We start from the raw sequence: 24,176 nt of genomic DNA, 5'->3' as shown, positions 1-24,176 counted from the left end.
TCGGCCTCGGCGATCACATCGTCGGCACGGCCTTCCTCGACGGGCCGCTCCCGCAGGCGCTCAGTTCCATCGGCACCAACCTCAAGGTCGTCAGCGACTTCCTGCCCAGCCAGGAGGCCGTGCTCGCCCTCAACCCTGACTTCGTCTTCGGCGGCTGGGAGTCCAACTTCGCGGCCGACGGCGTCGGCACCCGCGACACGCTCGCGGCCGTCGGCATCGGCAGCTACGTCTCACCGTCCGCCTGCAAGGGGGCCGACCAGCCCAACCCGCTCACCTTCGACACCGTCTTCGGGGAGATCACCCAGGCCGGCGCCGTGTTCCGGAGCCCCCGAGGCTGCCGCACGGCTCGTCGCCACCCAGCGCAAGGAGCTCACCACGCTCTCCCCCGCAACCACGAAGACGTCCGCGCTCTGGTATTCGAGCGGCGTCGACAGCCCGTACGTCGGTGCCGGAATCGGTGCGCCGCAGATGATCATGGATGCCGCCGGCCTCACGAACGTGTTCGCGAGCGTGAAGGACACCTGGACCTCCGTCGGCTGGGAATCCGTCGTCGCGGCCGATCCGAGCGTGATCGTGCTCGTCGACGCGACCTGGAACACGGCAGAGTCCAAGATCAAGACCCTCGAGGCGAATCCGGCAACGAAGAACCTCTCCGCTGTGAAGAACAAGCGCTACATCACCCTCCCGTTCGCCTCGACGGAGGCCGGCATCCGCAACGTCGAGGCCGCGGCAACGACGATCGACCAGCTGGCCGACCTCAACTCGCTGAGCAAGTAGTCGGTGACTGCGGGCACGGGCTCCGCGGCGGGACGAACCCGGCCGGCCGCATCCGCTCGTCGGAACGGCCGCTTCGGGCTGTGGCTCGCGCTCGCCTCGGCCGCTCTCGTGCTCGTTTCGGCGGTCGCCGTGACGATCGGGCCCGCTCCGGTGAACCTCGCGGATGTCTTCGGCAGCCTCGCGGCGCACCTCGGCTTCCCGCACACGGGCACGGTGCCCGTTCTCACTGATGCGATCGTCTGGCAGCTGCGGCTGCCGCGGGTGCTGACCGCGGCGTTCGTCGGTGCGGGCCTCGCCCTGAGCGGCGCGGTCATGCAGAGCGTGACCCGCAACCCACTCGCCGACCCCTACCTGCTCGGCCTGTCCTCCGGGGCCTCGCTCGGCGCGGTCTGCGTCGTGATCCTCGGCGTCGGGGTCGCGCTCCCGCTCGCCGCCTTCGCGGGCGCGCTCGCCGCTCTCGTCGCGACGCTCTCCATCGCCAGGGTCGGTGGAACGATCACGCCCGGCCGGGCCGTGCTCGCCGGCCTCGCGATCGCCCAGCTGGGAGCCGCGGGCACCTCCTTCGTGATCTTCTGGTCGGCCAAGGGCGACTCCTACCGGGAGATCCTGAACTGGCTGCTCGGCTCCCTCGCCGGTAGTTCCTGGGGCACGGTCCTCATCGCAGGGGGCGCGCTCCTCCTCGCCGGCACCGGGCTCGTGCTCGCCGCGAGCCGGCTGGACGCCTTCGCCTTCGGCGACACCGCGGCGGCCTCGCTCGGAGTCGACGTCAACCGCACCCGGTGGGCGCTCCTCGGAACGGTGGCGCTGCTGACCGGGGCCATGGTCGCCGTGAGCGGTGCGATCGGGTTCGTCGGGCTGATCCTCCCGCACCTCGTACGCGGGCTCAGCGGGCCGGGGCACGGCCGGCTGCTGCCGCTCGTCGCGGTATCCGGCGCGGTGTTCCTCGTGATCGCGGACACCCTCGCCCGCACGGTCTTCGACCCGCGCGAACTGCCGGTGGGGATCATCACCGCCCTGATCGGGGTTCCGGTGTTCATCGCCCTGATCAAGAGCCGGAAGTCCGTGTCATGGGTGTAGTCATCGAGCGGGTGTCCTTCCACGCCGGCGGGCGCACGATCCTGGACGACGTCTCCGCGGTGATCCCGACCGGCTCGGTGACGGGACTGCTCGGCCCGAACGGCGCGGGAAAGTCCACGCTGCTGCGCCTCGTCGCGGGCCTGCACACCCCGACGAGTGGACGGATCACCCTCGACGACGCACCCCTGGCGTCCCTCGGCCGGCGCGAAACCGCCCGTCGGATCGCCCTCCTCGAGCAGAACGCGAGCCCCACGATCGACCTGCTCGTGCGCGAGGTCGTCCTCCTCGGTCGCATCCCATACCGCACCGGGATCTTCGGCGGCTTCGACGGGGCCGGGGACCTGCGGATCGTCGCCGAATCGCTCGCCCAGGTCGGTGGCACCGAGCTGGCCGACCGAAGCTGGGGAACCCTGAGCGGCGGCGAGCAGCAGCGGGTGCAGATCGCCCGAGCGCTCGCTCAACGGCCGAGCCTGCTCCTGCTCGACGAGCCGACCAACCACCTCGACATCGGCGGGCAGCTCGGTCTGCTCGCCCAGGTGCGGGACCTCGGCCTCACCGCGGTCCTCGCCCTGCACGACCTCAACCTCGCCGCGGCGTACTGCGATCAGATCCTGTTACTCGCCGATGGCCGCCTGGCAGCCGCAGGCACCCCCGCAGAGGTGCTCGTCCCCTCGGTGATCGCCGCGGTCTACGCCGTCGACAGTTTCGTCGTCCCGCACCCCCGCGGCGGGCATCCGTCTCTGCTCTTCGCCCCCTCACCACCTACCTCCGCTCCCTCCCCTCGCGAGAGTACATAAAATGCCCTTAAAAGCGGGTCATAAGGGCCAAAAGTGTACTCTCGCGGAACCCGGTGGGGGCGGTACGCGAACGACACGAGCGGTACCAGCGACACGAGCGGTACGAGCAGAACGAATCACGCACAAGGACGGGAACACGTTATGACGAAGATCACGGTATTGGCGGGCGGGATCGGCGGGGCCCGGTTCACGCGGGGGCTGCTGCACTATCTCGAGGCGAACGATCCGTCTGCGCGGGTGACCGTCATCGTCAACACGGGCGACGACATGTGGCTCGACGGCCTGCGCATCTGCCCCGACCTCGACACCGTGATGTACACCCTCGGCGGCGGCATCAACGAGGAGCAGGGGTGGGGCCGCCCGGACGAATCCCGCCGCACCTCGTCCGAGATCGCGGCATACGGGCGCGGCTGGTCCTGGTTCACGCTCGGCGACCTCGACCTCGCGACCCACATCGTGCGCAGCGACCTGCTGCGCTCCGGCTCCACCCTCAGCGAGGCAACGGCGTTCCTCTGCGAACGCTGGCAGCCCGGCGCCCGACTGCTGCCGATGAGCGACCAGCCGGTCGAGACCCACGCGCGCCTCGCAGCGGATGCCGACGAGCACCGAGCCGGGGACCTGATCCACTTCGAGGAGTGGTGGGTTCGATACCGTGCGTCCGTGCCGGTCACGCAGTTCGTCCAGCGCGGACTCGACACCGCGGTGGCCGCGCCGGGCGTGCTCGAGGCGATCCTGGAGGCGGACCTAGTGATCCTCCCGCCGTCGAACCCCGTGGTGTCGATCGGCACGATCCTTGCGATCCCGGGCATCCGCGACGCCCTGCGGTCCACGCCCGCCCACGTCGTCGGCGTCTCGCCGATCATCGCCGGCGCCGCCGTCCGCGGCATGGCCGACGCGTGCCTCCAGACCATCGGCGTCGCCACAACCGCGGCGGCCGTCGGCCTGCACTACGGCGCCCGGTCGACCGGCGGCCTCCTCGACGGCTGGCTCGTCGACGAAACGGATGCCGCGGCCCTGCCCGCCCTCGCGGCCGCCGGCATCCGCTCACTCGCCGTGCCGCTCTGGATGCACGACGTGGACACGACGGCCGAGATTGCGGCAACATTGTTCCGAGTGGCGTCACCCGCGCGGGGGATACACTAAGTCAGGCTAATTATTTCCCAAGCTAACTAATTTGCCCCCGGTTCAGCGCTCGATTCCGGTCGGCCTACCGGAAGGACCCTACTGTCATGCCCGCACATCTCGACTCCGTGTTGCACGGCGGCTCGATCACCGCCGTCGTCGGAGCAGTCTCCGGTATGCCGACCTTCATCCCCGCGCTCATCGCGGTCGCCCTCATCGTCGCGGCCGCGGTCGTGATCGTTCTGGTCGTTGTGCGGCACCGCGCGGCACGCCGCACCGCCGCCACCATCAGCGCCACCCCGACCGCCACGGGCGCCCCGGGCCACCCGGCCAACGCGGCCACGAACAACGCAGGGGACGACCCGCACATCTCCGCCGGCCTGGCCCCGGCCACCGCGGGGAAGGCTCCGGGCAGCACCCAGCCGACCACACCCGGCTCCGATGCCGCCCGCGCCGCAGCATCCGTGCCCGCATCGGCCCCGACCCCGGCCCCGGAAGCATCCACTGTCGCCTCCGCACCCGGCGCACCCGTGCCGTCCCTGGTGCACCCGAAAGCCGAGCCCGTTGTCATCACGACGCCGCACCCCAAACGGACCCTCGCGACGATGACGATGCCGCTCACGACGGCGATCCCGATCGTGCAGACCACCGCCACCGGCTCGGTAGCGACCGGCCGGAAGACCGTGCTCGACTACATCGACGAGCGCACCATCGTGCTCGACGTCGACGAGACCGACCGGGACCGGATGATCCGCACCCTCGCCGGCATGATGAGCACGACCGGTCGCATCACCGACGTCGGACTCGTCGCCCAGTCCGCCTTCCGGCGGGAGACCCACGGCACCACGAGCATGGGCAACGGGATCGCGATCGCGCACGCCAAGTGCGATGCGGTGCTCGCTCCGGTGCTCGCCTTCGCGCGCAGCAAGCACGGCATCGACTGGAACTCAGCGGACGGCGAGAAGGCGACGCTGATCTTCATGATCGCCGTGCCCAAGGCCTCGGCGGGAACCGAACACCTCCGGGTGCTGTCCCAGCTCTCGCGCTGCCTCGCCAAGCCGGCATTCCGCGCCGCGATCCAGAGCGCGCAGACCCCGGCCGCCGTGCTCGAGGCCCTCGCGATCAGCGCCAACCTCAAGAAGCCCGAGCACCCCCAGGCCTGACTCCGTCGGGCCGTCCTTCCCGCGAGCCCCGTGACGCCCACTGGTCGCCCGCCCCACCGGGGGCTAACTCAGGAGATCCACCCCACCGACCGCAGAAACCCCGCGGACCAGTGCGGCCGATCCACCCCGCCCCGGAGAATCTCCTGAGTTAGCCACGGCCGAGGGCGCACTCATCCCGGGGCGACGTTCCGCAGTGCCCGGCGCGGCTCAGGCGCGGGCGCGGATGCGGGGGGCCAGGTCGCGCTCGAAGGCGGTGAGGAACCGCTCCTGGTCGTGGCCGGGGGCGTGGAAGACCAGGTGGTTGAAGCCGGCGTCGATGTACTGGCCGATCGCTTCGACCGTCTCGTCGGGGTCTGAGCCAACGATCCAGCGCTTCGCGACCTGCTCGATTGGCAGGGCGTCCGCGGCCGCCTCCATCTCCGAGGGATCGGTGATGTCGTGCTTCTGCTCCGGCGTGAGCGACAACGGCGCCCAGAACCGGGTGTTCTCGAGCGCGAGAGCTGGGTCGGTGTCGTAGGACAGCTTGATCTCGATCATCCGGTCGATCGTGGCCGCATCCCGCCCGGCCTTCTCCGCGCCGGCCGCGACCGCCGGCAGCAGCTTCTCGGTGTACAGCTCCATGCCCTTGCCCGAGGTGCAGATGAACCCGTCCCCCGACCGTCCCGCGTAGCCGGCCACCAGGGGTCCGCCCGCGGCGATGTACACCGGGATGCCACCCTCGGGCCGGTCGTAGATGCTCGCGTCGTGGGTGCTGTAGTACTCGCCCTCGAAGCTGACCTTGTCTTCCGACCAGAGTGCGCGCATCAGCGCGATCGACTCGCGCAGCCGGGCGTAGCGTTCCTTGAACTCGGGCCAGTCCTGGGCGCCGGCGCCGCGGAAACCGGTCGCGACCTCGTTGAGGGCTTCGCCGGTTCCGACGCCGAGCATGATCCGCCCCGGATAGAGGCAGCCGAGCGTCGCGAAGGCCTGCGCGATCACCGCCGGGTTGTACCGGAACGTCGGCGTCATCACCGACGTACCGATCTGCACCCGCGTCGTGCGCTCCCCAACGGCCGCCATCCAGGCCAGCGAGAACGGTGCGTGACCGCCGGTGTGCCGCCACGGCTGGAAGTGGTCGCTCACCGCGACCGATTCGAAACCGTGCCGCTCGGCGGCGACGGCGATCTCGACCAGTTCACGCGGGGCGAACTGCTCGGCGGAGGCCTTGTATCCGAGTTTCAGAGGAAGCATGATGCTCATTTCTCGAGGGGGCGGTCGGGGGACGGAACCAGGGGTGCGGAAGTCGGGACGGGAGCGTCGTGCGGGGCGGCGGACGCTGCGGCGAGCAGGGCGGACGTGTACGGTCCCGCGCCCAGCCGTTCGATGAGTGTCAGGTCGGCCGGGGTGTCGACGTCGCGGCGGATTCCGGACCGGGCGGGCAATGCGAGCGGAACGTGCCCGGCCGCCTCGTGCGCCGCACGTGAGCCGGAGCCGAACCGCGGGCTGATCGGCGCCCCGGCGAGCGCGAGCAGCATCGTCGTTCCGGTCCCGTCGGCATCCGGCACCATCGACCGCTCGTGGTGGGCGGCGAGCGCGAGCGCCCGTTCGACGTCGTCCGCGGTGAGCGCGGGCAGGTCGCCGGTCACGACGGCGCGATGGGCGGTCGGGAACTCCGCAGCGGCCGTGGCCAGTCCCACGTCGATCGCGGCGTTGAGCGGGTCGGCCGGGTCACGAACCTCGGCGACGATGCGCGCGCCCACGCGGGCGAGTTGCGCGCCGAGGACGGTGTCCCCGGTCACGACGAAGACGGCGAGGACCGGGGCGGCTGCGGCGAGGGCAGCAACGGTGTCGAGGGCGAACGCGTCGGCGAGCTGGGCACGGTCCGTGCCGGGGCCGCCGAGGCGCGTCTTCGCGCCCGGGTTGCCCTTGACCGGAACCACGACCACCCAGTTCACGGCAGATCCGCTTCCGCGGCGGTGAGTCCGGCGGCCAGTCCGGCCGCATAGCCCCGGTCATAGCCGAGGGCCTCGGCCTCCGCGCTGCCGAGCCGGAACATGTCGTTCTCGCTTGGACGCAGCAGGATGGCCGCGCCGCGATCGACGACCCCCGAGCCAGCGGCAACGGGGTCCACGGCGGGGAGCGGCAGGACCAGCCGGCCGAGCCCGCGGATCACGGCGACCGGGTTTCCGCTCGCCTTGCCCTTGACGAGGTCGGCGGCGCCGGCGATCTCGTCGCCGACGGCGGGCGCGGTGACGTCGAGGCGTCGGCCGTGGGCATCCGTCGTACCGCGCAGGTCGTCGAGCACGGCGACACCGGCCGCGCCGATCGCAATGTCGGTCTGGCCTTCGCGCCAGGGGCGTCCGGCAGTGTCGGTGATGACCACGCCGAGCCGAAGCCCGGTGCGCGCCCGAAGCGCGGTGCAGAGAGCGCGGGCGGAGGCATCGGGATCGACGGGGAGCAGCAGCACGAAGCCGTCGGGGGTGTTGCTCGCGTCGACGCCGGCTGCGGCCATCACGAGACCCTGCCGGTTCTCGACGATGCGGGTCACGCCGCCGGGGTACGCGCGGGTCGCGACGACGCGCACGGTCTCGTCGGTGATCGCCTGCTCGCGGTCGGCCGCCGCGCGCAGGCGACCCTCGGCCTTGGAGACGATCTTGCTCGTGACCGCGAGGATGTCGCCGTGGCGCAGCAGGGTGCCCGCCGCGACTCCGGCAGCGACGGCTATATCCGCGATTTCTGCGGCGATGGCGATCAGCCCGGCGAGGTCGTCGCCCGCCGCGACCTCGGGAATCCCCTCGAGGGCGAAAACGCTCAGTTCGCCGCGCACCGGTCCCGCTTTCCGCTCATCCTTCGATCCTGTCACGTCCCGTAACCACGCGGAGGTCCCGGCTCTTCCCGAGGTGTCGCAGATCGAGGTTCTCACGCCCCGCGAACGTCGATGTGCGACACCTCACGAGACACCCTCGTTCGCGGGGCGAAATTAAGTTAGTTGAACTTATGAAATTGAGCTGTGGTGTTCACGGAGATTCCGGTCGACCTCGGCCCGGAAGGACTCTCGAGCCATGGCCGAACCCCTCACCGCGACAACAGCACCACATCGACTCCTGATCCTGGGGATCACGGCCTGCCCCACCGGCATCGCGCACACCTACATGGCCGCCGAGAAGCTCGCGGCCGCGGCGGCGGAACTCGGTTACGACATGAAGGTCGAGACCCACGGCTCCGTCGGCGTCGAAGGCACCTTCAACCAGGCCGACATCGACCGGGCAGACGCCGTCGTGATCGCGGCAGACACCAGGATCGACCCGTCGCGCTTCGCGGGCAAGCGGATCGTCTCCGTCGGGGTGGCCGACGGCATCCACCGCCCCGCCGCGTTGATCCGGGAGGCCCTCGCAGCCGAGCCGTCCGCGGCCGCCGACGGCTCAGACGGCTCGGGCGGGGAAACCCGCGCCTCGAACGCAGGCAAGACAGACTTCGGCGGCACCCTGTACCGCGCCCTGATGAACGGCGTCTCCTACATGATCCCGTTCGTCGTGGTCGGCGGGCTGCTGATCGCCATCTCGCTCTCCCTCGGCGGCGAGGCGACCCCGAAGGGACTCGTCATCCCGGAGGGCAGCTTCTGGCTGACGATCAACCAGATCGGCGTGCTCGGCTTCACCCTGATGGTGCCGATCCTCTCCGGTTTCATCGCCTATGCGATCGCCGACCGGCCCGGGCTCGCGCCGGGCATGATCTGCGGCTGGATCGCGACGACCGGGTCGTTCTACCACTCCGAGTCCGGGGCCGGCTTCATCGGCGGCATCGTCACCGGGTTCCTCGTCGGTTTCGTCGCCCTCGGCATCAAGAAGATCCCCGTGCACCGGTATATCAAGCCGATCATGCCGATCCTCGTGATCCCCGTGCTCACGACAGTGATCGTCGGCGGCGCCTTCGTGCTCGCCCTCGGCCAGCCGATCAGCTGGGTGTTCTCCACCATGAGCACGTTCCTCACCGGCCTCCAGGGCGGCAGCGCGATCGTGCTCGGCCTGATCCTCGGCGCCATGGTCGCCTTCGACATGGGCGGCCCGGTCAACAAGACCGCGTTCCTCTTCGGCAGTGCCCTGATCGCGACCGGGAACCCCGCCCCGATGGGCATGGTCGCCGCCGCGATCGCCGTTCCGCCGCTCGGAATGGGCCTGGCCACCCTGATCCGCGGCCGCTACTTCTCCAAGCCGGAGCGCGAGGCCGGCATCGCCGCCCTGTTCATGGGATTCTTCGGCATCACAGAGGGCGCCATCCCGCTCGCCGCCGCCAAGCCCCTGCAGGTCATCCCCGCGAACATGATCGGCGGAGCCGTCGCCGGCGGCATCGCCGCCCTCTTCGCGGTCACCGACTCCGTGCCGCACGGCGGCCCGATCGTCGCCGTCTTCGGCGCGGTCTCCGGGGTGCCGATGTACTTCGCGGCCCTGCTCATCGGCGCCGTCGTCACCGCCCTCGTCTCCCTGCTGCTTCTCGGCCTGTCCGCGCGCAGGGCGGAGCGCCACACCCCGCAGGTCGCCGGGTCGGCACCGGCGGTCGTCGACCCGACGCCGACGAACGATGCCCCCGTTCCGGCCTCCGCCCTGGCCAGTACGTCGCTGGCGGATGCCCCCACGCCAGCCCCGAAAACGGTGCTCGACTACATCGACGAAGACACGATCGTGCTCGACGCCGCCGAGACCGACCGCGACGCGATGATCCGCAGCCTCGTCGGCCGGATGGGCGCGACCGGCCGCGTCACCGACGCGGGCGTCGTGGTCCAGGCGGCCCTCACCCGCGAGAGGGTCGGCACCACGGCCGTCGGCGACGGCATCGCGATCCCCCACGCCAAGTCGGACGGCGTCAGCGCGCCGATCCTGGCCTTCGCCCGCAGCAGGCACGGCGTCGACTGGAGCTCGCAGGACGGCACCCCGGCCACGCTGATCTTCCTGATCGCCGTGCCGGAAGCGGCGGCCGGAACCGAGCACCTCAAGGTGCTCGCCCAGCTGTCCCGCGCCCTGATGAAGCCCGCCTTCCGCGCCACCCTCCAGGCCGCAGCGACCCCGGCAGACGTGCTCGCGGCACTGGCCGCCCAGGTCGGCCCGAAGCAGTCGACGCCCGTCGCACACTGAGGCCGGCACTCCAGCGCCCTCATCCCTGAGGTGTCGCAGATCGAGGTTCCCGCATGCAACGAACGTCGATCTGCGACACCTCAGGGGGCGGTGCGCGCCAACGCGACCTGCGGCATCCGTCAAATAGGCTGGGCGCATGCGCATCGCCACCTGGAACGTCAACTCCATCCGAGCCCGCTCCGCCCGCGTCGTCGACTGGCTCGTGCGCGAGGACATCGACGTGCTCGCCATGCAGGAGATCAAGTGCAAGCCGGAGCAGTTCCCCTCCGACATCTTCGAGGAGGCCGGCTACGAGCTCGCCATCCACGGCCTCAGCCAGTGGAACGGCGTCGCCTTCGCGAGCAGGCACCCCATGACGGATGTCGCAACGAGCTTCCCCGGCATGCCCGGCTTCCTCAAGGGCCAGGAGGGCCCCGGGCTGCCGCTCGAGGCCCGTGCGCTCGGGGTCACGGTCAACGACCTGCGGCTCTGGAGCCTGTACGTGCCGAACGGGCGCGCGCTCGACGACCCGCACTACGCGTACAAGCTCGACTGGCTCGCGAAGCTCGACGAGCACACCCGTGAGGAGCTCGCTGCCAACCCCGATCTCGCTCTCGCACTGATGGGCGACTGGAACGTCGCCCCGCTCGACTCCGACGTCGGCGATCCGACGCTGGTCCCCGGGGTGTCGACGCACATCTCACCGCCGGAACGGGCCGCCTTCGAAGCCTTCGCCGCCGCCGGGCTGACCGACCCGGTGCGCCCCCTCGTCCCGGAGGGTTTCACCTATTGGGACTACAAGCAGTTGCGGTTCCCGCGCAACGAGGGCCTCCGTATCGACTTCATCCTCGGCTCACCGGCGTTCACCGGCCTCGTCACGGACGCGAGCATCCACCGGAACGAACGCAAGGGCGATGCACCGAGCGACCACGTGCCCGTCGTCGTCGACCTCACGCTCGATGACGAAGACGACGACCGCCCGATGATCTTCTGACCCCTCGCCGAATGACGTGGCCGTCGGGGATACTGGAAGCATGTCTTCCGTATCGCCGGGGAACGACGGCAATCCGGCGGCGGCCGGGCCGTCCGATTCCATCACCGTCTCCATCACGCGCCGCGTGCAGCCCACCCGGATCTCCGAAGCGACCCGGTGGGCCCAGCAGGGCATGGACCTCGCGAGCGAGTTCCCCGGGTTCCTCGGCTCCGGCTGGGTGCGCACGAGCGCGGACTCGCTCAGCTGGCACATGCTCTACCGTTTCGACAACTCCGATTCACTGGATGCCTGGGAAGGGTCCGATGAGCGCGCCGAGTGGCTCGCCCAGGGAGTGGACTACATCCTCGACGCCCGCGTGCAGAAGCGCACCGGCATCGAAGGCTGGTTCGACACCCCGCAGGAGGGCGCCGACTCGAGCATCTACCAGCCCTCGCAGTGGAAGCAGACCGTCGCGATCGCCCTCGGCTTCTTCCCGACCAACGTGGTCTTCACCTTCCTCGTCACGCTCGCGATCCCCGAGTGGGGCGGCTTCCCGGTCGTGCCCCGCATCCTGATGACGACCCTCGTGATGGCGCCCACGATGACGCTGCTCGTGATGCCGTGGATCACGCGGTGGCTCCGCCCGTGGCTGACCCGGCCGCCGGCATCCGCCTACCGCCGCCCGCGGGTCTAGCAGCCCGGGCTGCTAGGCGACCGGCGCGAGCAACGCGGCGACCACGATCAGCGCCGGCACAGCGGCGATCGTGGTGATCAGCACCGTGTCGCGCGCGACGACGGTGCCCCGGTTGTACCGTGCCGCGAAGTTGAAGACGTTCTGCGCGGTCGGCAACGCGGCCACGCTCACCACGGCGAAGAGGCTCCGCGGGTGACAGGTCGAAGACGAACCGGCCGAGCGCCCACGCGACCGCGGGCATCACGGCGATCTTGAGCACGGCGGCGAGCACGACCTGTCGCCGGCCCGACCCCGGCCGAAGCACCCGGTCGCCGTGCAGCGACATGCCGAACGCGAGGAGGACCATCGGCACGCCGGCCCCGCCGAGGATGTCGAGGGGAGCGAACACGGCCTCCGGGATCGGGATGCCGAACACCGCCACGATGAGCCCGCACAGGGATGCGAGGATCATCGGGTTCCGGAGCGGCTGGGTCGCGACCGACCGGAACGAGAGGCGCCCGCTCGTGGTGACGTCCAGGATGCCGAGCACGATCGGGGCGAAGAGGAGCAACTGCAGCAGCAGCACCGGGGCGACGTAGTGCGCGCTGCCGAGCACGTAGATCGCAACGGGCAGGCCGATGTTGTTCGAGTTGACGTAACTGGCGCCCGCCGCACCGAGCACCGTCTCGGCGACCCGATCCCGGCGCGGCACCACGCCCGGTCCCCGGCCGCGGCCGAGGAACCGGCTCGCGACCAGGTACAGGGCCACGACGATCAGCACGCTGCACAGGGTGGTCAGGAGGAACCGGGAGAACACGACCCGGACATCCGTGCGGCTCAGCACGGTGAACAACAGCGCGGGCATCGCCACGAAGAAGGCGACCCGGTTGAGCACGAACCCCGCCGTCGGGCCGGCGAACCCGGCACGCTCGATGAGGTAGCCCACCAGGATCACGAATCCGATGATGGAGAACCCGACCAGGACGCCGCTCATTACTCCCAGATTAGGGGACACTTCCGCTGTCGCGACAGCCGATTCCTTGCCAGCGGTCACGCCGCCGCCGTACGCTCGAAGCATGCCTCATCTCAGCGTTCCGGGTGCGTCGCTTTACTACGAGACCGAAGGCGCGCTGTCGTCGCCGGCGATCCTGCTCCTGCATGCCGGGATCGCGAACCTGCGCATGTGGGACCCCCAGGTCGCGGCTCTCGCCGCCAGGCATTTCGTGGTGCGGTTCGATGCACGCGGCTTCGGGCAGACCTCGACCGAGAACGTCGCGTTCTCCAACCGGGCGGATGCCGTCGCGCTGCTCGACCATCTCGGCATCGCGTTCGCGACCCTCGTCGGCTGCTCGCGCGGAGGGTCGATCGCGATCGACATCGCCGTCGAGAGCCCGGACCGGGTCGCCGGGCTCGTCACGATCGGGTCCGGCCCGAGCGGTTTCCCCGAGGTCGAGCTCACCGAGCTCGAAGACGCCCGCTTCGACGAACTCGATGAGGCCTTCGACGACCGCGACTGGCACCGGCTCGCCCGGCTCGAGGTTGCTCTGTGGGCGATCGGTCCGACACGGGACGAGAAGTCCCTCGACCCGGAGTTCGTGGCGACGGCCTACGCGCTCAACCGGGTCAACGTCGTGCACGCCGAGGAGAACCCGATCCCGATCCCCCTCGAACCGCCCGCGAGCAACCGCGTGATCGACATCGAGGTTCCCGCTCTCGTGACGGTCGGCGAGTTCGACGTGACGCCCGCGCTCGCCCAGTACGAGTACCTGCTGTCGACGCTGCCCTTCGCGAGCGGCTGCACCTTCCGCGACACGGCCCACCTGCCGAGCGTCGAGCTTCCCGACGAGTTCGAGCGCGTGCTCCTGGACTGGCTCACCTCCAACGGCCTCTAGCCCGTCCTCCCCCGCTCCGCCCGGCTCCGCCCCGCTCCGCCCCGAGCATTCGCTCGACCTCCCGCGAGGCGGAGTTATGGCCCTTTAAAACGCTGGTTTAGGGGCCACAACTCCGCTCTCGCGGAACGACAGGGGGCGAGGGAGGAGACGGGAGCGGTTCTCCATAGGCCGAAGGGGGGCCGCCGCGTGCCTGCGACGGCACGCTAACCTGTGGGGGCAGTCCACATCTAGCGAGGGGCAACGATGTCAGACCCGGCCGGCGGCGATTCAGCCGCACCCGATCCATTCGCACAGTACGCGGGCACGGTGCTCTGGCCCGGTGCGCTTCGCGACCTGACCGACACGACCCTGTGCCCGGCCTGCCAGACCCCGCTCGCGCCGTACGGGTGCCCGGCGTGCGGACTCGACCTGCGGCATCCGGTCGCCGCCGAGCTTCTCGCCGTATCGACGGATGCCGCGACACTGCTCGAGCGACGCGTCGCGCTGATCGGGCGCCTGCGTTTCGACGCCGCCCGGGCCCGCGCCGCCGCGCAACAGGTGCAGCGAACGCCGACCACGCCGGCTCCGGCGCCTCCCCTGTCCTGGCTCCCCCAACCGCCGGTGACTACTCCCCTCGTGGTCCCGATCGAGGCCTGGCCTTCGACCGCGACATCGGTCCCGGTTCCACCCAAGCACGAGACGCCGACGCCCTCCCAGACCACGACCGCGCTGTCCACGCCGCCGCGCCAGTCTCTGCCCAGCCAGACGCCGCCGCGGCAGGAACCCCCGCGGCCGGCACCGGCGCCGCGGGACCCCTCGCTCCCGCCGAAACGGTCGAGCGTGCAGATCCTGCTGCTCCTGGTGGGGGTCACGCTCGTGGCCGTCGCCGCGATCTTCTTCCTCACGGTGGCCTGGATCTTCGCCGGGCTCCTCGTGCGCTCCCTCATCGTCGGGGCATTCACGGCAGCGGCGCTGGTCACGGCCGCGGTGCTCAGGCGGCGCGGCCTCGGGGTCACCGCGGAGGGCATCGGCGCCCTCGCGGTCGTGCTCGTGCTGCTCGACGCCTGGTCCCTCCGCCAGAACGACCTCTGCGGGCTCGGTGCGACACCGGCCGATGGCTACTGGGGGGTCACGCTCCTGGTCTGCACCGGGCTGTTCCTCGGCTGGCACGCCGTGTCCGGGCTGCGGGTCGCGAGTGTCGCCGGCTTCGCGGCCGCCGCGCCCGGGCTCGGCCTGCTCGTCTCCGCCGCGGCGGTCGGCCAGGACGGCCTGACCCGGGTCTACCTCGCGTTCCTCGGGGCATCCGTCGGCGCGCTCATCCACCGCTTCCACGTGCGCCTCGCCGGCGAACGACTCCGCGGTGCCGGCCGGTCGCTGGCCCGGCGCCGACCGGGCACCCGAACGGGCGATCGTGTTCGGGTTCGCCGTCGTATCGTTGCTCGGCGCTCTCGCAACGGCCCCCTTCGTCGACACCAGCGGCGAGCTCTCCCCGCTCTGGCTGCTCGGCGCGGTCGCACTCGTCGCCGCCGTGCACGCGGTCACGATCCTCGGGGTGCGCCCGGCGCTTCCGGCCCCGGCCGGCCCACCAGCGGAGTCCGGCGCTGTCCAGTCCGTCGCCCCGCCTCCGACCGCGGCCGGCCCGGGCAGGGGCTCTCTCGTCTTCGCGTGCTTCTGCTCGGCAGTCGCGGCGCTCGCGCTAGCCCTGATCGCCCTGATCATTGCGATCCGCACCACCAGCATCCCGCTGCTTGTCACCGCACCCCTGCTGGTCGCGCTCACCCTCGCGCTCGGCCTGGAGTTCCTGTCCAACCGCACTGCCGGCGCCCGGCGCACCGCCGAGCGCGTCGCGGCCCTGACCGCGGCCCTCGCCGCGGGCTATTTCGCCCTCGCGACGGCCTCCAACGCCGCGTGGCCACTCGGCGTCGCGCTCGTGCGTGGCCTGACCGTTTTCGCGAGCGACCCGGGCACGACAGTCAACCCACTGCTCCCCTGGATCGACGGGCTGGACAACCCGGTCGGCCCGAACAGCCTCTGGGCGCTCTGCGCTCTCGTCGCCGCCGGCGCCCTCACCGCCGTCATCTGGCGAGCCGGGCGGCTGCTGCGCGTCCGCGCGAGCCTGGTCGCGGCGTTGTTTGCTGCGACTCTCGTACTCGCGGTCCCGTTCGCGGCGCCAGTCGCGGGCCTGTTGTGGCTTGTCCCCGTGCTCTTCGCACTGCTCGGCGCCGGCGCCCTGCTCGCACTCTTCGGCCACCAGCGCGGCCGCCTGCCGCTCGGGCCCCTCCGTTCCATTGTGCTCGCGCTTGTGATCGTGAGTGTCTCCCTCGGTTTCCTGGTCGGCTGGGCGCGCTCGGACACCTGGTGGATCGGCACGGCTGCCGGCATCCTCGCGCTCGTCGTCGCCCGCGGTCTGCTCGGCACTGTCCCGGATGACCACGACGCGCGCGGCGGACGGGCACAGGGACGCGGCGCTCTGCTCGCCGGCGCGCTCCTGCTGACCCTCCTCGCCGCGGTCGTCGCACCGTGGGCGCTCACCCTCGGCGCCCGACCGCCGGCGACTGTGCTGATCGTCGACCAGCTGCGCGGCCTCACCCTCGCGACGGCGCTCCTCCAACTCTTCTTCGCCGTGCCGCTGCCCCGCTGGGTGCAGCCCACCGAGCGCCGCTGGGCATTCCGGACCCTGCTCGCCCCCACGATCCTGGCCTTCTGCCCTGCCCGTCGGGAGCCTCGCCGCGGCCCTCGACCCCGCCGGTCGCGTCGTCCTGCTGCAGCCCGAGCCGGCCGCGGGCATCATCCACACTGCGGTACTGCTGGCAGCCGCCGTGCTCTGGCTCGCCCTCCGCGGCAACCGCGCCGCCGCGCCCGCCGAGCGCCTCACCGCGCTCGTCGCGCTCGCCCCGGTGCTGTTCCTGCTGTTCGGCGCAGTGCTCCGGGCGGCGGATGCCCCCGCCACCGTCGCCGACATCGCCGCGCCGGCCGCCGCCATCCTCTGCTGCGCCCTCGCGCTCACGCTCGGTTCGCTCGCGCTCCGCACGCCGCCAGGGACGGTGTCCCGGGCCCCCTCCGATCGGCTCGCCCTCGAGGTCGGCGCACTCCTCGTGCTAGGCCCGGCAACAATCGTCGCGGTATCCACGGGCCGCCCGCTCGGCTGGGTCGCGCTGCTCCTCGCCGGCCTCGCCGCGCTCCTGGCAGCGATCGCTCCCGACGGGCTCTTCGACTCGCACTCCCCGCGGCGCCACCTCGGCTGGGTCGCCCTCTGCCTCGGAATCGCGGGCCTCTGGCTCGGCCTCTCCCGGTCGGGCACCGAAGCCCTTGAGCCATACGTGCTGCCCGTCGCGGCGGTCCTGCTCGTGCTGGCCGCGCTCATCCGCCGCTTCCGGACAGGTCGACCGCCGGACGGCCGGAAGCCCCGTCGCCGGTTGGCTCACCCTCGCCGGGCTGCTCGTCGCGCTCGTGCCCCTGGCGCTTGTCTCCGGGACCGGGCCACTCGCGCGCCCGCTCGCGGTCGCCGGCGTCTCGGCGGTGCTGCTCCTCGCGGGCTGCGCCCTGCGCTGGACCCCGCCGCGCTCCGGGTACCTCGCCGCGGCCGCGGCGAGCGGCGCCCTCGGGCTGCTCGTGACGAGCGGTGGCCGGATCGTGTCACTACTCCGCTCCACCGAGGACGCAGGGCTCTTCATTGAGGCCTGGCTCCTGCCGGCGCTGCTGGTTCTCGTGGTCGCCGGCATCCTCAGCGCACGCTCCGGGCGACGGACGCTCCGGGAGGTCTCGGGCGCCGGGGACACCCCCATAAACGCCCGGCTCGCCGTGCGCACCGGATACGGCCTGCTCACGGTCGCCGTCACCTTCGGCTCCGTCGCCGAGGTCCTCAGCCTCGCCGCAGCGGCCCCCGACGAGACCCCGCTCGCCGCACCGCGCGTCGTGCTGCTCGCCCTCGCCTGCGCTGTGGCGCACGTCGGGCTGATCCGATGGGACCGCACCCCCGAGGGCCGCGCTCTCGCCTGGGCAGCCCTCGGCGGCGCGGGCGTCGCACTGTTCGGCGGGTACCTGCACGGCGTCCCGGTTCCGCTCGAGATCGTGACGGTTCCAGTCGGACTCGCGATCGTCGCCGGTCGCCTCCTCGCCGCCGGCCTGTTCCGCACCCCCGTTCCGGCCACGGCCGCGGACCCGGGCGCGGCCCGGTCAACCCGGTTCTGGATCCAGGCCGGCCTCCTGCTCGCCATACTCCCGAGCGCCATCATCCTGCCCACACCGGACGGGTTCCTACTCCGCCCGATCCTCGTGCTCGCCCTCGGCGGCGCGCTCGCGATCGCCGGCGCCGCGTTCACCGCGGTACCGGCGTGGCGTCCGCTGGCCTGGCCGGCCGTCTCCGCCGGACTCGTCGCCGTGCTGCTCACCGCCCTGAATCGGGTGAGCCCCCTCCTCGACACCGTCCCGTCCGGGCCGGATTCCCGGCTCGAGGGCTGGCTGCTGCCCGCGGCCGCGCTCGTGGCCGCGACCGGACTCACCCTCGTGGCCGCGGCCCGCCGTGGCACCGTCGCCGGTCTCGCCGCGGCGGTAGGCGACCCCCGCAGGCCGGCCCGGTCGACGGCGACGCGCGCGACGGCATCCGCTTCACCGATGCGACCCCCGGCCCGAAGTGGACCAGTCCGCAGCAGGTGGCGGCGACGGATGCCTCGACGTCGGCTCTCGGCTACGGTCTCGTCGTCCTGGCGATGGCCGGCGTGCTCGGGGCCGAAGTCGCCGCACTCGGCTATGAGCCGCTCGCGACGATCCGCGTGGTGCTGCTCGCCTGGACCTTCTCCGCGGTGCACCTCGCGGTGTTCCAGGTCGACCCGAGCCGATCAGGTCGCTGGGTCGCCTGGCTGGCCATCGCCGCCGGCGGAATCGCGGTGCTCACCGGCTATGGCCACGGCGTGCCGCACCCGATCGAGATCGTGAGCGTGCCGCTCGCCCTCGCGCTCGTCACGAGCGGCTGGCTACACCTCGAGGCGACGCCGTCGGCGCGCAGCTGGCCGTGGCTTGCGCCGGGACTGCTCGTGCTGCTCGGTCCGTCGCTGCTGCTCGACGTGACCGAGAGCCCGCTCTGGCGGGTCGTCGGGCTCGGCGTGCTCGCACTCGGCGTACTGCTGGCCGGCCTGCGGCAGCGGCTGCAGGCGCCCTTCGTGCTCGGCGCCGTGGTGCTGCTCGTGCACGGTCTCGCCCAGCTGTGGCCATGGATCGCGCTCGCCTACGAGGCCGTCGCCTGGTGGCTGTGGCTCGGAATCGGAGGCACCCTGCTGATCGTGCTCGCGGCCCGCTACGAGCAGCGGATCCGGAATCTCAAGCAGATCGCGCTCGGCATCTCCTCGCTCCGCTGACGGGTCAGCGCAGCGGCACCTTCACGTCGATGCCGCCCTCTTCCGTGATCCGGTCGCGCACCCGCACGAGGCTCGGCGCGGGCACGAACCCGCCCGCGAACAGCGCCTCGCCCTGCCGGAATCGCGGGGACTGCGCCAGCAGCGCGGCCGGGGCGTAGCCGAACAGCGCCGCGAGCTCGGCGAGGTCGGCGGGCGAGCTCATCTTCATCAGGGCGAGGTTGTCGCACTGCGAGATGATCCCGGGATGGATCTTCGACGGACGCTGCGTCGAGAGCAACAACCACAGCCCGAACTTGCGCCCTTCGGCGGCGATCTGGATGATCTGTTCCCGCAGCGCGGTGTGCAGCGGTCCGTTCTGGTCCGGGGAGCACAGGTTGTGCGCCTCGTCGATGACGAGCAGCACCGGCCGGCGCTCCTCCCGGTGCGCCCAGAGGTTCTCGAGCACCGAGAGCGCCGTCACGAGCGGCTCGTCCGCGTGCTCGAACCCGCCGAGGTCCAGCACGGTCGCGTGCGGTCGGGCGTCGATGATCTCGGTCGCCGCGGGCTCGTCGAAGGCGTAGATGTTCCAGTCGAGCACCCCGAGGTTCTCGATGCGCAGGGCGAGCGCCTGGTGCGCGGGATCCGGCGATTCCCGCAGCCGTGCCAGGAGTGCACCCGGGTCGTTCTCCGCCTCGAACGCGTCGAGGTGGAGCACGCTGTTGTACTCGGCGCGGTCGCGCAGCGGGTCGAGCCAGAGCATCGCGGCCTTGACCGGCAACGGCAGTGACCGGAACCGCACCCGAAGGTGCTCGCCGGGCCCGCTGCCGGGGCGCAACACCCGGATGTCCCGGTTCCGCAGCGCGTCCGCTTCCCCGGGCGCGGCATCCGCCCGCACCTCGCCGAGGCGCACGAAGTCGGCGTTCGGGTCGAAGATCACTATCGGCAGGCTCGGTGTGGGCGAGCAACTGCTCGATCAGAACCCCGAGGGCGTAGGTCTTGCCCGACCCGCTCTGACCGCACCAGAAGGTGTGCCGGTTGAACCGGTGCGGCAGCAGGCGGGCCGGCACTCCGGGCGAGGCGAGCAGGGCACCGACCGTGAGAGTGGCACCGGATGCCTCGTGCAGCAGTTCGACGAGGTCCGGTCCCGCGGTGCTCACGCTCGCCCTCGTGAACGCGGTCGCGCCGCGCGGGTCGAGCCGGCCCCCGGCGTCGACGACCCCGAGGATCCAGCCGGTGCCGGTGAACCCGTCGTCGGACGCGGTGAGGACATCCACCTGGCCGAGGAAGACCCGCCCGGACGGATCATCGAGCTCGACGTACTGACCGGGCAGGAGCGGGGAGTCCTGGCCGCACTGCAGCCGGAATTCGCGCCTGTCGACCGAGGAAGCGGTGTCGAAAGCAGCATCGGCGGCATCGGGAGTAGCGGCAGCGGTCGGCGCGGTATTGGTGTCCGTCATGGCGCAGCCCATCGTCGTGAATGAGGAATGTTCCCGTGAATCTAGCGCGATCGAGGCCGCGAGGCTTCGCCACCGCTACCGTTTCGGCAGGCCGCGCCCGCCGTTTCGGGCGCGGACTGCGGAAACCGGCGCGGGGGTGGGCGCAGGTGTGCGAAAGACCGACCGAGCATGTCTGCATAAACGACACCGCAAAAACGGCACCGTCAGCCGAGATCGAAGGTGACCCCGGTCAGCCGTTCGCTTTCCTCCCACAGGCGCACGGCATCCGCTCGGGTGCCGGCCCGCTCGGACCGCCCGACCGGATGCGGGTGGCCGTGCTGCTCGCCGAAGCCGTCGGGCCCGACGAAGGTGTTCCCGGCAAGTCCCGGCTCGGTCGCGGCATAAAGCGTGGGCAGCGCCCCCATCTCGGCCGGCTGGGCGAGGACCCGGTTGGCGAGAGCCGTCAGGCGGCGCTCGAAGCCGCTGCCGCGCATGCTGGCGCCGACGGACTGCAGGTTCGTGCTGGCATATCCGGGGTGGGCGGCGAGGGCGAGGAGGGGCGTCCCTGCTGCGTCGGACCGGCGCTGCAGCTCGCTCGTGAAGAGCAGGTTGGCGAGCTTGCTCTGGCCGTACGCATCCCAGGCCTTGTATTTCTGCTCGCCCATCAGGTCGTCGAAGTTCATCCGGCCGCGCCGGTGCAACGTGGAGGAGAGCGTGACGACCCGGGGCTTCCGGCCGGGGTCCGTGCCCGCGGTGGCGCGGGCGAGCAGGCCGGGCAGCAGCAGTCCGGTGAGCGCGAAGTGGCCGAGGTGGTTGGTGCCGAACTGGAGTTCGAATCCGTCGGCCGTCCGGCGCTGGGGCACGTTCATGACGCCCGCGTTGTTGACGAGGATGTCAAGCCCTTCGGGGTGCTCGGCGAGCCAGGCGCTCGCGAAGGCCCGGACCGAGGCGAGGCTGGACAGGTCGAGTTCGCGCACCTGCACCGCGGCATTCGCTGCCCGGTCAGTAGGAAGCCCGGCCAGAATGCGCCGCGCGGCGTCTTCGCCCCTGGCGAGATCGCGCACGGCGAGGGTGACGGATGCCCCGTGCCCGGCCAGTTCGGACGCCGTCACGAAGCCGAGGCCCGAGTTCGCTCCCGTGACGATGGCCGTGCGGCCGCGGAGGTCGGGGATGTCCGCGGCGGTCCAGCCGGAATTCTTCGGCGACTTCTTCGGCGAGGCGGCGGTCATTCCGACACCTCGATCCGGTAGCGCACGTGGTTCCGGTCGGCGCTCGCCTGCCAGAACTCGATCTCGCTCGGCCGAAGCGCGTAGAGCCGCCAGCTCGGGTTGGGGCGGCCGTCGGCGCCCGGGCGCTCGTCCCAGTCCTGCGCGGATGCCTCCGCCGAGAGTTCGATCACCGAACCGACCACGCGCACCTGCCTGCCCTGTTGCGGCCAGTAGAAGTTCATCGCTGCGCGCGGGTTCTCACTGAGCTCGAGCCCCTTGCGTGATTTCGCGGAGCTCGCGAAGTGCCAGCCGGCCTCGTCGATGTTCTTGAGGATCAGCATCCGTGAGGATGGCTGGCCGTCAGCGGTCGCCGTGGCGAGGCTGAAGGCGTGCGGCTGCGGCACCCCGGCGGCGAGGGCGGCGGCGAGCCAGCCCTGGAAGAGCAGGGCGGGATCGGGCTCTGCGGCCTTCGCGTCGAACGGCGGGAGGGAGGCCGGGAAGTCCGGCAGGGAGCGCAACAGGGAACGGAAGGATTCGGTCACGCGCCGAGCCTAGCGGGATCGGCTGGGATCGACCGGGGTCGCCGAGGAGGCACGGACGACCAGCCGGCTGGGCAGGCGCACGGACTCGGGTCTGCCGCCGTCGATCACGGTCCTGAGCATCTCGACGGCGATCCGGCCCATGTCCGCGACGCTGTGCGCGATGACGCTTACGGGTGGGTCGAGCAGGGCGAGCCAGTCGATGTCGTCGAAGGAGACCAGGGCGACGTCGGTGCCGATCCGGAGGCCGAGCTTCTGGATCGCGCCGATCGCGCCGAACGCCATCGGGCTGTCCGCGACCAGCAGCGCGGTCGGCGGTTCGGTGAGCGCGAGCAGGGTGCGCACGGCCGCGGAGCCGCTCTCGGGCTGGAAGTCGCCGAAGACGATGAGCGCGGGGTCGAGGCTGAGGCCCCGGTCGCCGGCGGCCCGCACGAAGCTCGCGTAGCGTTCGCGGCCGGTCGAGGTGGACTGCGGCCCCGCAATGTAGCCGATCCGGGTGTGCCCGAGCGCGGCGAGGTGATCGACCGCCTCCCGAATCCCGGTATCGCTGTCCGTGGTCACGCTCGGCAGGTCGATGCCCTCGATGGTGCGGTCGATGAAGACGGCCGGGATCTCCCGTCCGACGACCGAGCGGATGCTGCCGCTTCCGTCCCCGAGCGGCGCGACGATGATGCCGTCGACCCGCCGGGCGATCAGGTTGTCGAGGTATCGGTCCTGCTGGTCCTTCCGCTCGTTCGCATTGCCGAGCAACGTCACGAAGCCGTGCACGAGGGCGGCCTGCTCGACCGTATGGGCGAGATCGGCGAAGAACGGGTTCCGGACATCCGGCACGAGCAGGCCGATCGCGTGCGTGCGGGTGGACCGCAGCGCCCTGGCCTGGGCGTTCGGGCGATAGTCGAGCTCCGCCACGGCCGCATGCACGCGCGAGCGGGCGTCCGCCGAGGTGGCCGGGTTTCCGGAGAGCACCCGGGACGTGGTCGCGACGGACACGCCGGCGAGCGCGGCAACGTCCTTGATCGTGATCGTGACCATCACTGCACCCCCTGCCCTGCCGGGACTGCGTCAAGTGGAAACGTTTCCAAGCTGATGCCCAGACTATTGCCGAGGCACAGAGGTGTCAAAATGCGAGTGGGGGTTGTCATCCCGCCCTCCACCGACACGAGGAGACGCCCATGGCCCAGATCGTTCAGTACACCGAATTCGGCGGACCCGAGGTGCTCGAGCTGGTCGAGGCGGTCGAACCCCGGGCGTCCGCCGGCGAGGTCGTCGTCGCCGTCAGGGCGGCGGGCGTGAACCCGATCGACTGGAAGATCCGCAGGGCCATCCGCCCGACCGGCCCGATCACCACGCCGAGGCGGGCGGGCTCCGACGCCGCCGGCCGGATCGTCGACGTCGGCACCGGCGTGACCGGCTGGGCGGTCGGGGATGACGTGATCGTGCTCGGCGCTGCCGGGGCCTACGCCAGCCACGTGACGGCGACTCCCGCTCAGCTCACCCGGAAGCCGGATGGCCTCGGCTGGGCGGAGGCCGCGGCCCTCGGAGTGCCCGCCGGAACGGCGTACCAGGCGCTTCGCTCGCTCGGGCTGGGGTCCGCAGACACCCTGCTCATCCACGGCGGTTCCGGGAGCGTCGGCCAGGCCGCGATCCAGTTCGCCCTGCTCGACGGTGCGACCGTGATCGCGACGGCGAGCGAGCCGAATCAGGCCAGGCTCGCGGAACTCGGAGCCATCCCGGTCGTGTACGGGCCCGGTCTCGTCGATCGCATCCGTGCGGTGGCACCGCAGGGCGTCGACGTCGTCCTGGATGCCGCCGGCACCGACGAGGCCCTCGAGGCTTCCTTCGCGCTCGTCGCCGACCGCAGCAGGATCGGGACCATCGTGGTCGGCTGGAAGGCCGCTGAGCTCGGCATCCAGGCCTGGTCAGGCGGCAGCCCGGTCCCGCTCACCCCCGAGCAGATCGGGCTCAGGGCTGAGGGCCTGCGACTCGCCACCGAGCTGGCCGCCGCCGGGCGGTTCGACGTCGAGATCGCGGCGGCCTTCCCACTCGCCGAGGCCGCCGCAGCCCAGGAGCTCAGCGAGCACGGGCATCCGCGCGGCAAGATCGTGCTGCTGCCCTGACCC

The 24,176-nt window shown here is 71.5% G+C and carries 23 protein-coding genes; 13 read left to right on the top strand and 10 right to left on the bottom strand.

Features of this window, described 5'->3' with window-relative positions; translation table 11 throughout:
* The first annotated feature begins 12 nt into the window (after positions 1-12).
* From KIV56_RS12575 to KIV56_RS12555, 5 genes are all read left to right on the top strand, one after another.
* Entirely contained in the window at positions 13-777 is a 765-nt protein-coding gene (locus KIV56_RS12575) for an ABC transporter substrate-binding protein (protein WP_348648570.1), read from the top strand.
* Between the two features lie 3 nt (positions 778-780).
* Positions 781-1,854: a putative F420-0 ABC transporter permease subunit gene (locus KIV56_RS12570; RefSeq protein WP_432432553.1), complete on the top strand. Its 1,074-nt coding sequence runs from the start codon at positions 781-783 to the stop codon at positions 1,852-1,854.
* Complete coding sequence (locus KIV56_RS12565) at positions 1,845-2,651, top strand: ABC transporter ATP-binding protein (RefSeq protein WP_281533705.1); 807 nt, start codon at positions 1,845-1,847, stop codon at positions 2,649-2,651. The genes KIV56_RS12570 and KIV56_RS12565 overlap by 10 nt, the downstream gene beginning before the upstream one ends.
* A gap of 141 nt (positions 2,652-2,792) precedes the next feature.
* Positions 2,793-3,794 carry a 2-phospho-L-lactate transferase gene (cofD, locus tag KIV56_RS12560; RefSeq protein WP_281533704.1) on the top strand — a complete coding sequence of 334 codons (1,002 nt, stop codon included), beginning with the start codon at positions 2,793-2,795 and terminating at the stop codon, positions 3,792-3,794.
* 86 nt (positions 3,795-3,880) lie between these two features.
* Positions 3,881-4,936 (top strand): PTS sugar transporter subunit IIA, encoded by a 1,056-nt coding sequence (locus tag KIV56_RS12555; protein WP_281533703.1) that lies wholly within the window; start codon positions 3,881-3,883, stop codon positions 4,934-4,936.
* Between the two features lie 207 nt (positions 4,937-5,143).
* Here KIV56_RS12555 and fgd read toward each other — a convergent pair whose 3' ends face one another.
* Genes fgd through cofE form a run of 3 tightly spaced genes read right to left on the bottom strand, consistent with a single transcriptional unit; the run spans position 5,144 to position 7,778 of the window.
* Entirely contained in the window at positions 5,144-6,166 is a 1,023-nt protein-coding gene (fgd, locus tag KIV56_RS12550; protein WP_281533702.1) for a glucose-6-phosphate dehydrogenase (coenzyme-F420), read from the bottom strand.
* A 5-nt stretch (positions 6,167-6,171) separates the two neighbouring features.
* Positions 6,172-6,870: a 2-phospho-L-lactate guanylyltransferase gene (gene cofC, locus KIV56_RS12545; RefSeq protein WP_281533701.1), complete on the bottom strand. Its 699-nt coding sequence runs from the start codon at positions 6,868-6,870 to the stop codon at positions 6,172-6,174.
* Positions 6,867-7,778: a coenzyme F420-0:L-glutamate ligase gene (cofE, locus tag KIV56_RS12540; RefSeq protein ID WP_281533700.1), complete on the bottom strand. Its 912-nt coding sequence runs from the start codon at positions 7,776-7,778 to the stop codon at positions 6,867-6,869. The genes cofC and cofE overlap by 4 nt, the downstream gene beginning before the upstream one ends.
* Before the next feature lie 199 nt (positions 7,779-7,977).
* Here cofE and KIV56_RS12535 point away from each other — a divergent pair, with 199 nt between their 5' ends.
* From KIV56_RS12535 to KIV56_RS12525, 3 genes are all read left to right on the top strand, one after another.
* Complete coding sequence (locus tag KIV56_RS12535) at positions 7,978-10,044, top strand: fructose-specific PTS transporter subunit EIIC (RefSeq protein WP_281533699.1); 2,067 nt, start codon at positions 7,978-7,980, stop codon at positions 10,042-10,044.
* Between the two features lie 136 nt (positions 10,045-10,180).
* Positions 10,181-11,017, top strand: coding sequence for an exodeoxyribonuclease III (locus tag KIV56_RS12530; RefSeq protein WP_281533698.1), 837 nt, complete (start codon positions 10,181-10,183; stop codon positions 11,015-11,017).
* Between the two features lie 40 nt (positions 11,018-11,057).
* Entirely contained in the window at positions 11,058-11,690 is a 633-nt protein-coding gene (locus tag KIV56_RS12525) for an antibiotic biosynthesis monooxygenase (protein WP_281533697.1), read from the top strand.
* Here KIV56_RS12525 and KIV56_RS12520 read toward each other — a convergent pair.
* Positions 11,623-12,663, bottom strand: coding sequence for an AEC family transporter (locus tag KIV56_RS12520; protein WP_348648392.1), 1,041 nt, complete (start codon positions 12,661-12,663; stop codon positions 11,623-11,625). The two genes, KIV56_RS12525 and KIV56_RS12520, sit on opposite strands and share 68 nt — an antisense overlap.
* An 82-nt stretch (positions 12,664-12,745) precedes the next feature.
* Between KIV56_RS12520 and KIV56_RS12515 the strand changes: the two genes are divergently transcribed.
* The gene (locus KIV56_RS12515) at positions 12,746-13,561 is read left to right on the top strand and encodes an alpha/beta fold hydrolase (RefSeq protein WP_281533696.1); all 816 of its coding nucleotides are present in this window, start codon (positions 12,746-12,748) and stop codon (positions 13,559-13,561) included.
* Positions 13,562-13,788: 227 nt separating this feature from the next.
* Here the strand turns inward: KIV56_RS12515 and KIV56_RS12510 are convergent, their stop codons facing one another.
* Complete coding sequence (locus KIV56_RS12510; protein WP_281533695.1) at positions 13,789-14,556, bottom strand: hypothetical protein; 768 nt, start codon at positions 14,554-14,556, stop codon at positions 13,789-13,791.
* A gap of 344 nt (positions 14,557-14,900) precedes the next feature.
* Here KIV56_RS12510 and KIV56_RS12505 point away from each other — a divergent pair, with 344 nt between their 5' ends.
* Positions 14,901-16,853 carry a hypothetical protein gene (locus KIV56_RS12505; protein ID WP_281533694.1) on the top strand — a complete coding sequence of 651 codons (1,953 nt, stop codon included), beginning with the start codon at positions 14,901-14,903 and terminating at the stop codon, positions 16,851-16,853.
* 326 nt (positions 16,854-17,179) lie between these two features.
* Here KIV56_RS12505 and KIV56_RS20465 read toward each other — a convergent pair whose 3' ends face one another.
* Complete coding sequence (locus KIV56_RS20465; RefSeq protein ID WP_432432552.1) at positions 17,180-17,488, bottom strand: hypothetical protein; 309 nt, start codon at positions 17,486-17,488, stop codon at positions 17,180-17,182.
* Positions 17,489-17,502: 14 nt separating this feature from the next.
* On the opposite strand from KIV56_RS20465, the gene KIV56_RS20460 reads away from it, so the two are divergent.
* Positions 17,503-18,894 carry an SCO7613 C-terminal domain-containing membrane protein gene (locus KIV56_RS20460; protein ID WP_432432551.1) on the top strand — a complete coding sequence of 464 codons (1,392 nt, stop codon included), beginning with the start codon at positions 17,503-17,505 and terminating at the stop codon, positions 18,892-18,894.
* A gap of 4 nt (positions 18,895-18,898) precedes the next feature.
* On the opposite strand, the gene KIV56_RS12490 is transcribed toward KIV56_RS20460, so the two are convergent.
* Positions 18,899-19,810: an ATP-binding protein gene (locus tag KIV56_RS12490; protein ID WP_281533691.1), complete on the bottom strand. Its 912-nt coding sequence runs from the start codon at positions 19,808-19,810 to the stop codon at positions 18,899-18,901.
* Positions 19,811-19,901: 91 nt separating this feature from the next.
* On the opposite strand from KIV56_RS12490, the gene KIV56_RS12485 reads away from it, so the two are divergent.
* Positions 19,902-20,354, top strand: a complete 453-nt coding sequence (locus KIV56_RS12485) for a hypothetical protein (protein WP_281533690.1) — start codon at positions 19,902-19,904, stop codon at positions 20,352-20,354.
* 179 nt (positions 20,355-20,533) lie between these two features.
* On the opposite strand, the gene KIV56_RS12480 is transcribed toward KIV56_RS12485, so the two are convergent.
* Genes KIV56_RS12480 through KIV56_RS12470 form a run of 3 tightly spaced genes read right to left on the bottom strand, consistent with a single transcriptional unit; the run spans position 20,534 to position 23,088 of the window.
* The gene (locus KIV56_RS12480; protein WP_281533689.1) at positions 20,534-21,538 is read right to left on the bottom strand and encodes an oxidoreductase; all 1,005 of its coding nucleotides are present in this window, start codon (positions 21,536-21,538) and stop codon (positions 20,534-20,536) included.
* Positions 21,535-22,059, bottom strand: a complete 525-nt coding sequence (locus tag KIV56_RS12475) for a pyridoxine/pyridoxamine 5'-phosphate oxidase (protein WP_281533688.1) — start codon at positions 22,057-22,059, stop codon at positions 21,535-21,537. The genes KIV56_RS12480 and KIV56_RS12475 overlap by 4 nt, the downstream gene beginning before the upstream one ends.
* Before the next feature lie 9 nt (positions 22,060-22,068).
* A complete protein-coding gene (locus KIV56_RS12470) occupies positions 22,069-23,088 on the bottom strand; it encodes a LacI family DNA-binding transcriptional regulator (protein WP_281536145.1) in 1,020 nt (339 codons plus the stop codon).
* A gap of 140 nt (positions 23,089-23,228) precedes the next feature.
* Between KIV56_RS12470 and KIV56_RS12465 the strand changes: the two genes are divergently transcribed.
* Complete coding sequence (locus KIV56_RS12465; RefSeq protein ID WP_281533687.1) at positions 23,229-24,173, top strand: NADP-dependent oxidoreductase; 945 nt, start codon at positions 23,229-23,231, stop codon at positions 24,171-24,173.
* Positions 24,174-24,176: the final 3 nt, after the last annotated feature.

The organism is Cryobacterium breve, from assembly GCF_027594785.1.
Lineage (GTDB): Bacteria > Actinomycetota > Actinomycetes > Actinomycetales > Microbacteriaceae > Cryobacterium > Cryobacterium breve_A.
Note: the sequence above shows the minus strand (reverse complement) of the source record. Positions and strands in the feature narration are given on the sequence as shown.

Bases quoted from the DNA above. Each gene is read 5' to 3' on its own strand.
- KIV56_RS12565 (WP_281533705.1), top strand. From the start codon at position 1,845: ATGGGTGTAGTCATCGAGCGGGTGTCCTTCCACGCCGGCGGGCGCACG.
- cofD (WP_281533704.1), top strand. From the start codon at position 2,793: ATGACGAAGATCACGGTATTGGCGGGCGGGATCGGCGGGGCCCGGTTC.
- KIV56_RS12555 (WP_281533703.1), top strand. From the start codon at position 3,881: ATGCCCGCACATCTCGACTCCGTGTTGCACGGCGGCTCGATCACCGCC.
- fgd (WP_281533702.1), bottom strand. From the start codon at position 6,166: ATGCTTCCTCTGAAACTCGGATACAAGGCCTCCGCCGAGCAGTTCGCC.
- KIV56_RS12535 (WP_281533699.1), top strand. From the start codon at position 7,978: ATGGCCGAACCCCTCACCGCGACAACAGCACCACATCGACTCCTGATC.
- KIV56_RS12530 (WP_281533698.1), top strand. From the start codon at position 10,181: ATGCGCATCGCCACCTGGAACGTCAACTCCATCCGAGCCCGCTCCGCC.
- KIV56_RS12525 (WP_281533697.1), top strand. From the start codon at position 11,058: ATGTCTTCCGTATCGCCGGGGAACGACGGCAATCCGGCGGCGGCCGGG.
- KIV56_RS12520 (WP_348648392.1), bottom strand. From the start codon at position 12,663: ATGAGCGGCGTCCTGGTCGGGTTCTCCATCATCGGATTCGTGATCCTG.
- KIV56_RS12515 (WP_281533696.1), top strand. From the start codon at position 12,746: ATGCCTCATCTCAGCGTTCCGGGTGCGTCGCTTTACTACGAGACCGAA.
- KIV56_RS20460 (WP_432432551.1), top strand. From the start codon at position 17,503: ATGGGACCGCACCCCCGAGGGCCGCGCTCTCGCCTGGGCAGCCCTCGG.
- KIV56_RS12480 (WP_281533689.1), bottom strand. From the start codon at position 21,538: ATGACCGCCGCCTCGCCGAAGAAGTCGCCGAAGAATTCCGGCTGGACC.
- KIV56_RS12470 (WP_281536145.1), bottom strand. From the start codon at position 23,088: ATGGTCACGATCACGATCAAGGACGTTGCCGCGCTCGCCGGCGTGTCC.
- KIV56_RS12465 (WP_281533687.1), top strand. From the start codon at position 23,229: ATGGCCCAGATCGTTCAGTACACCGAATTCGGCGGACCCGAGGTGCTC.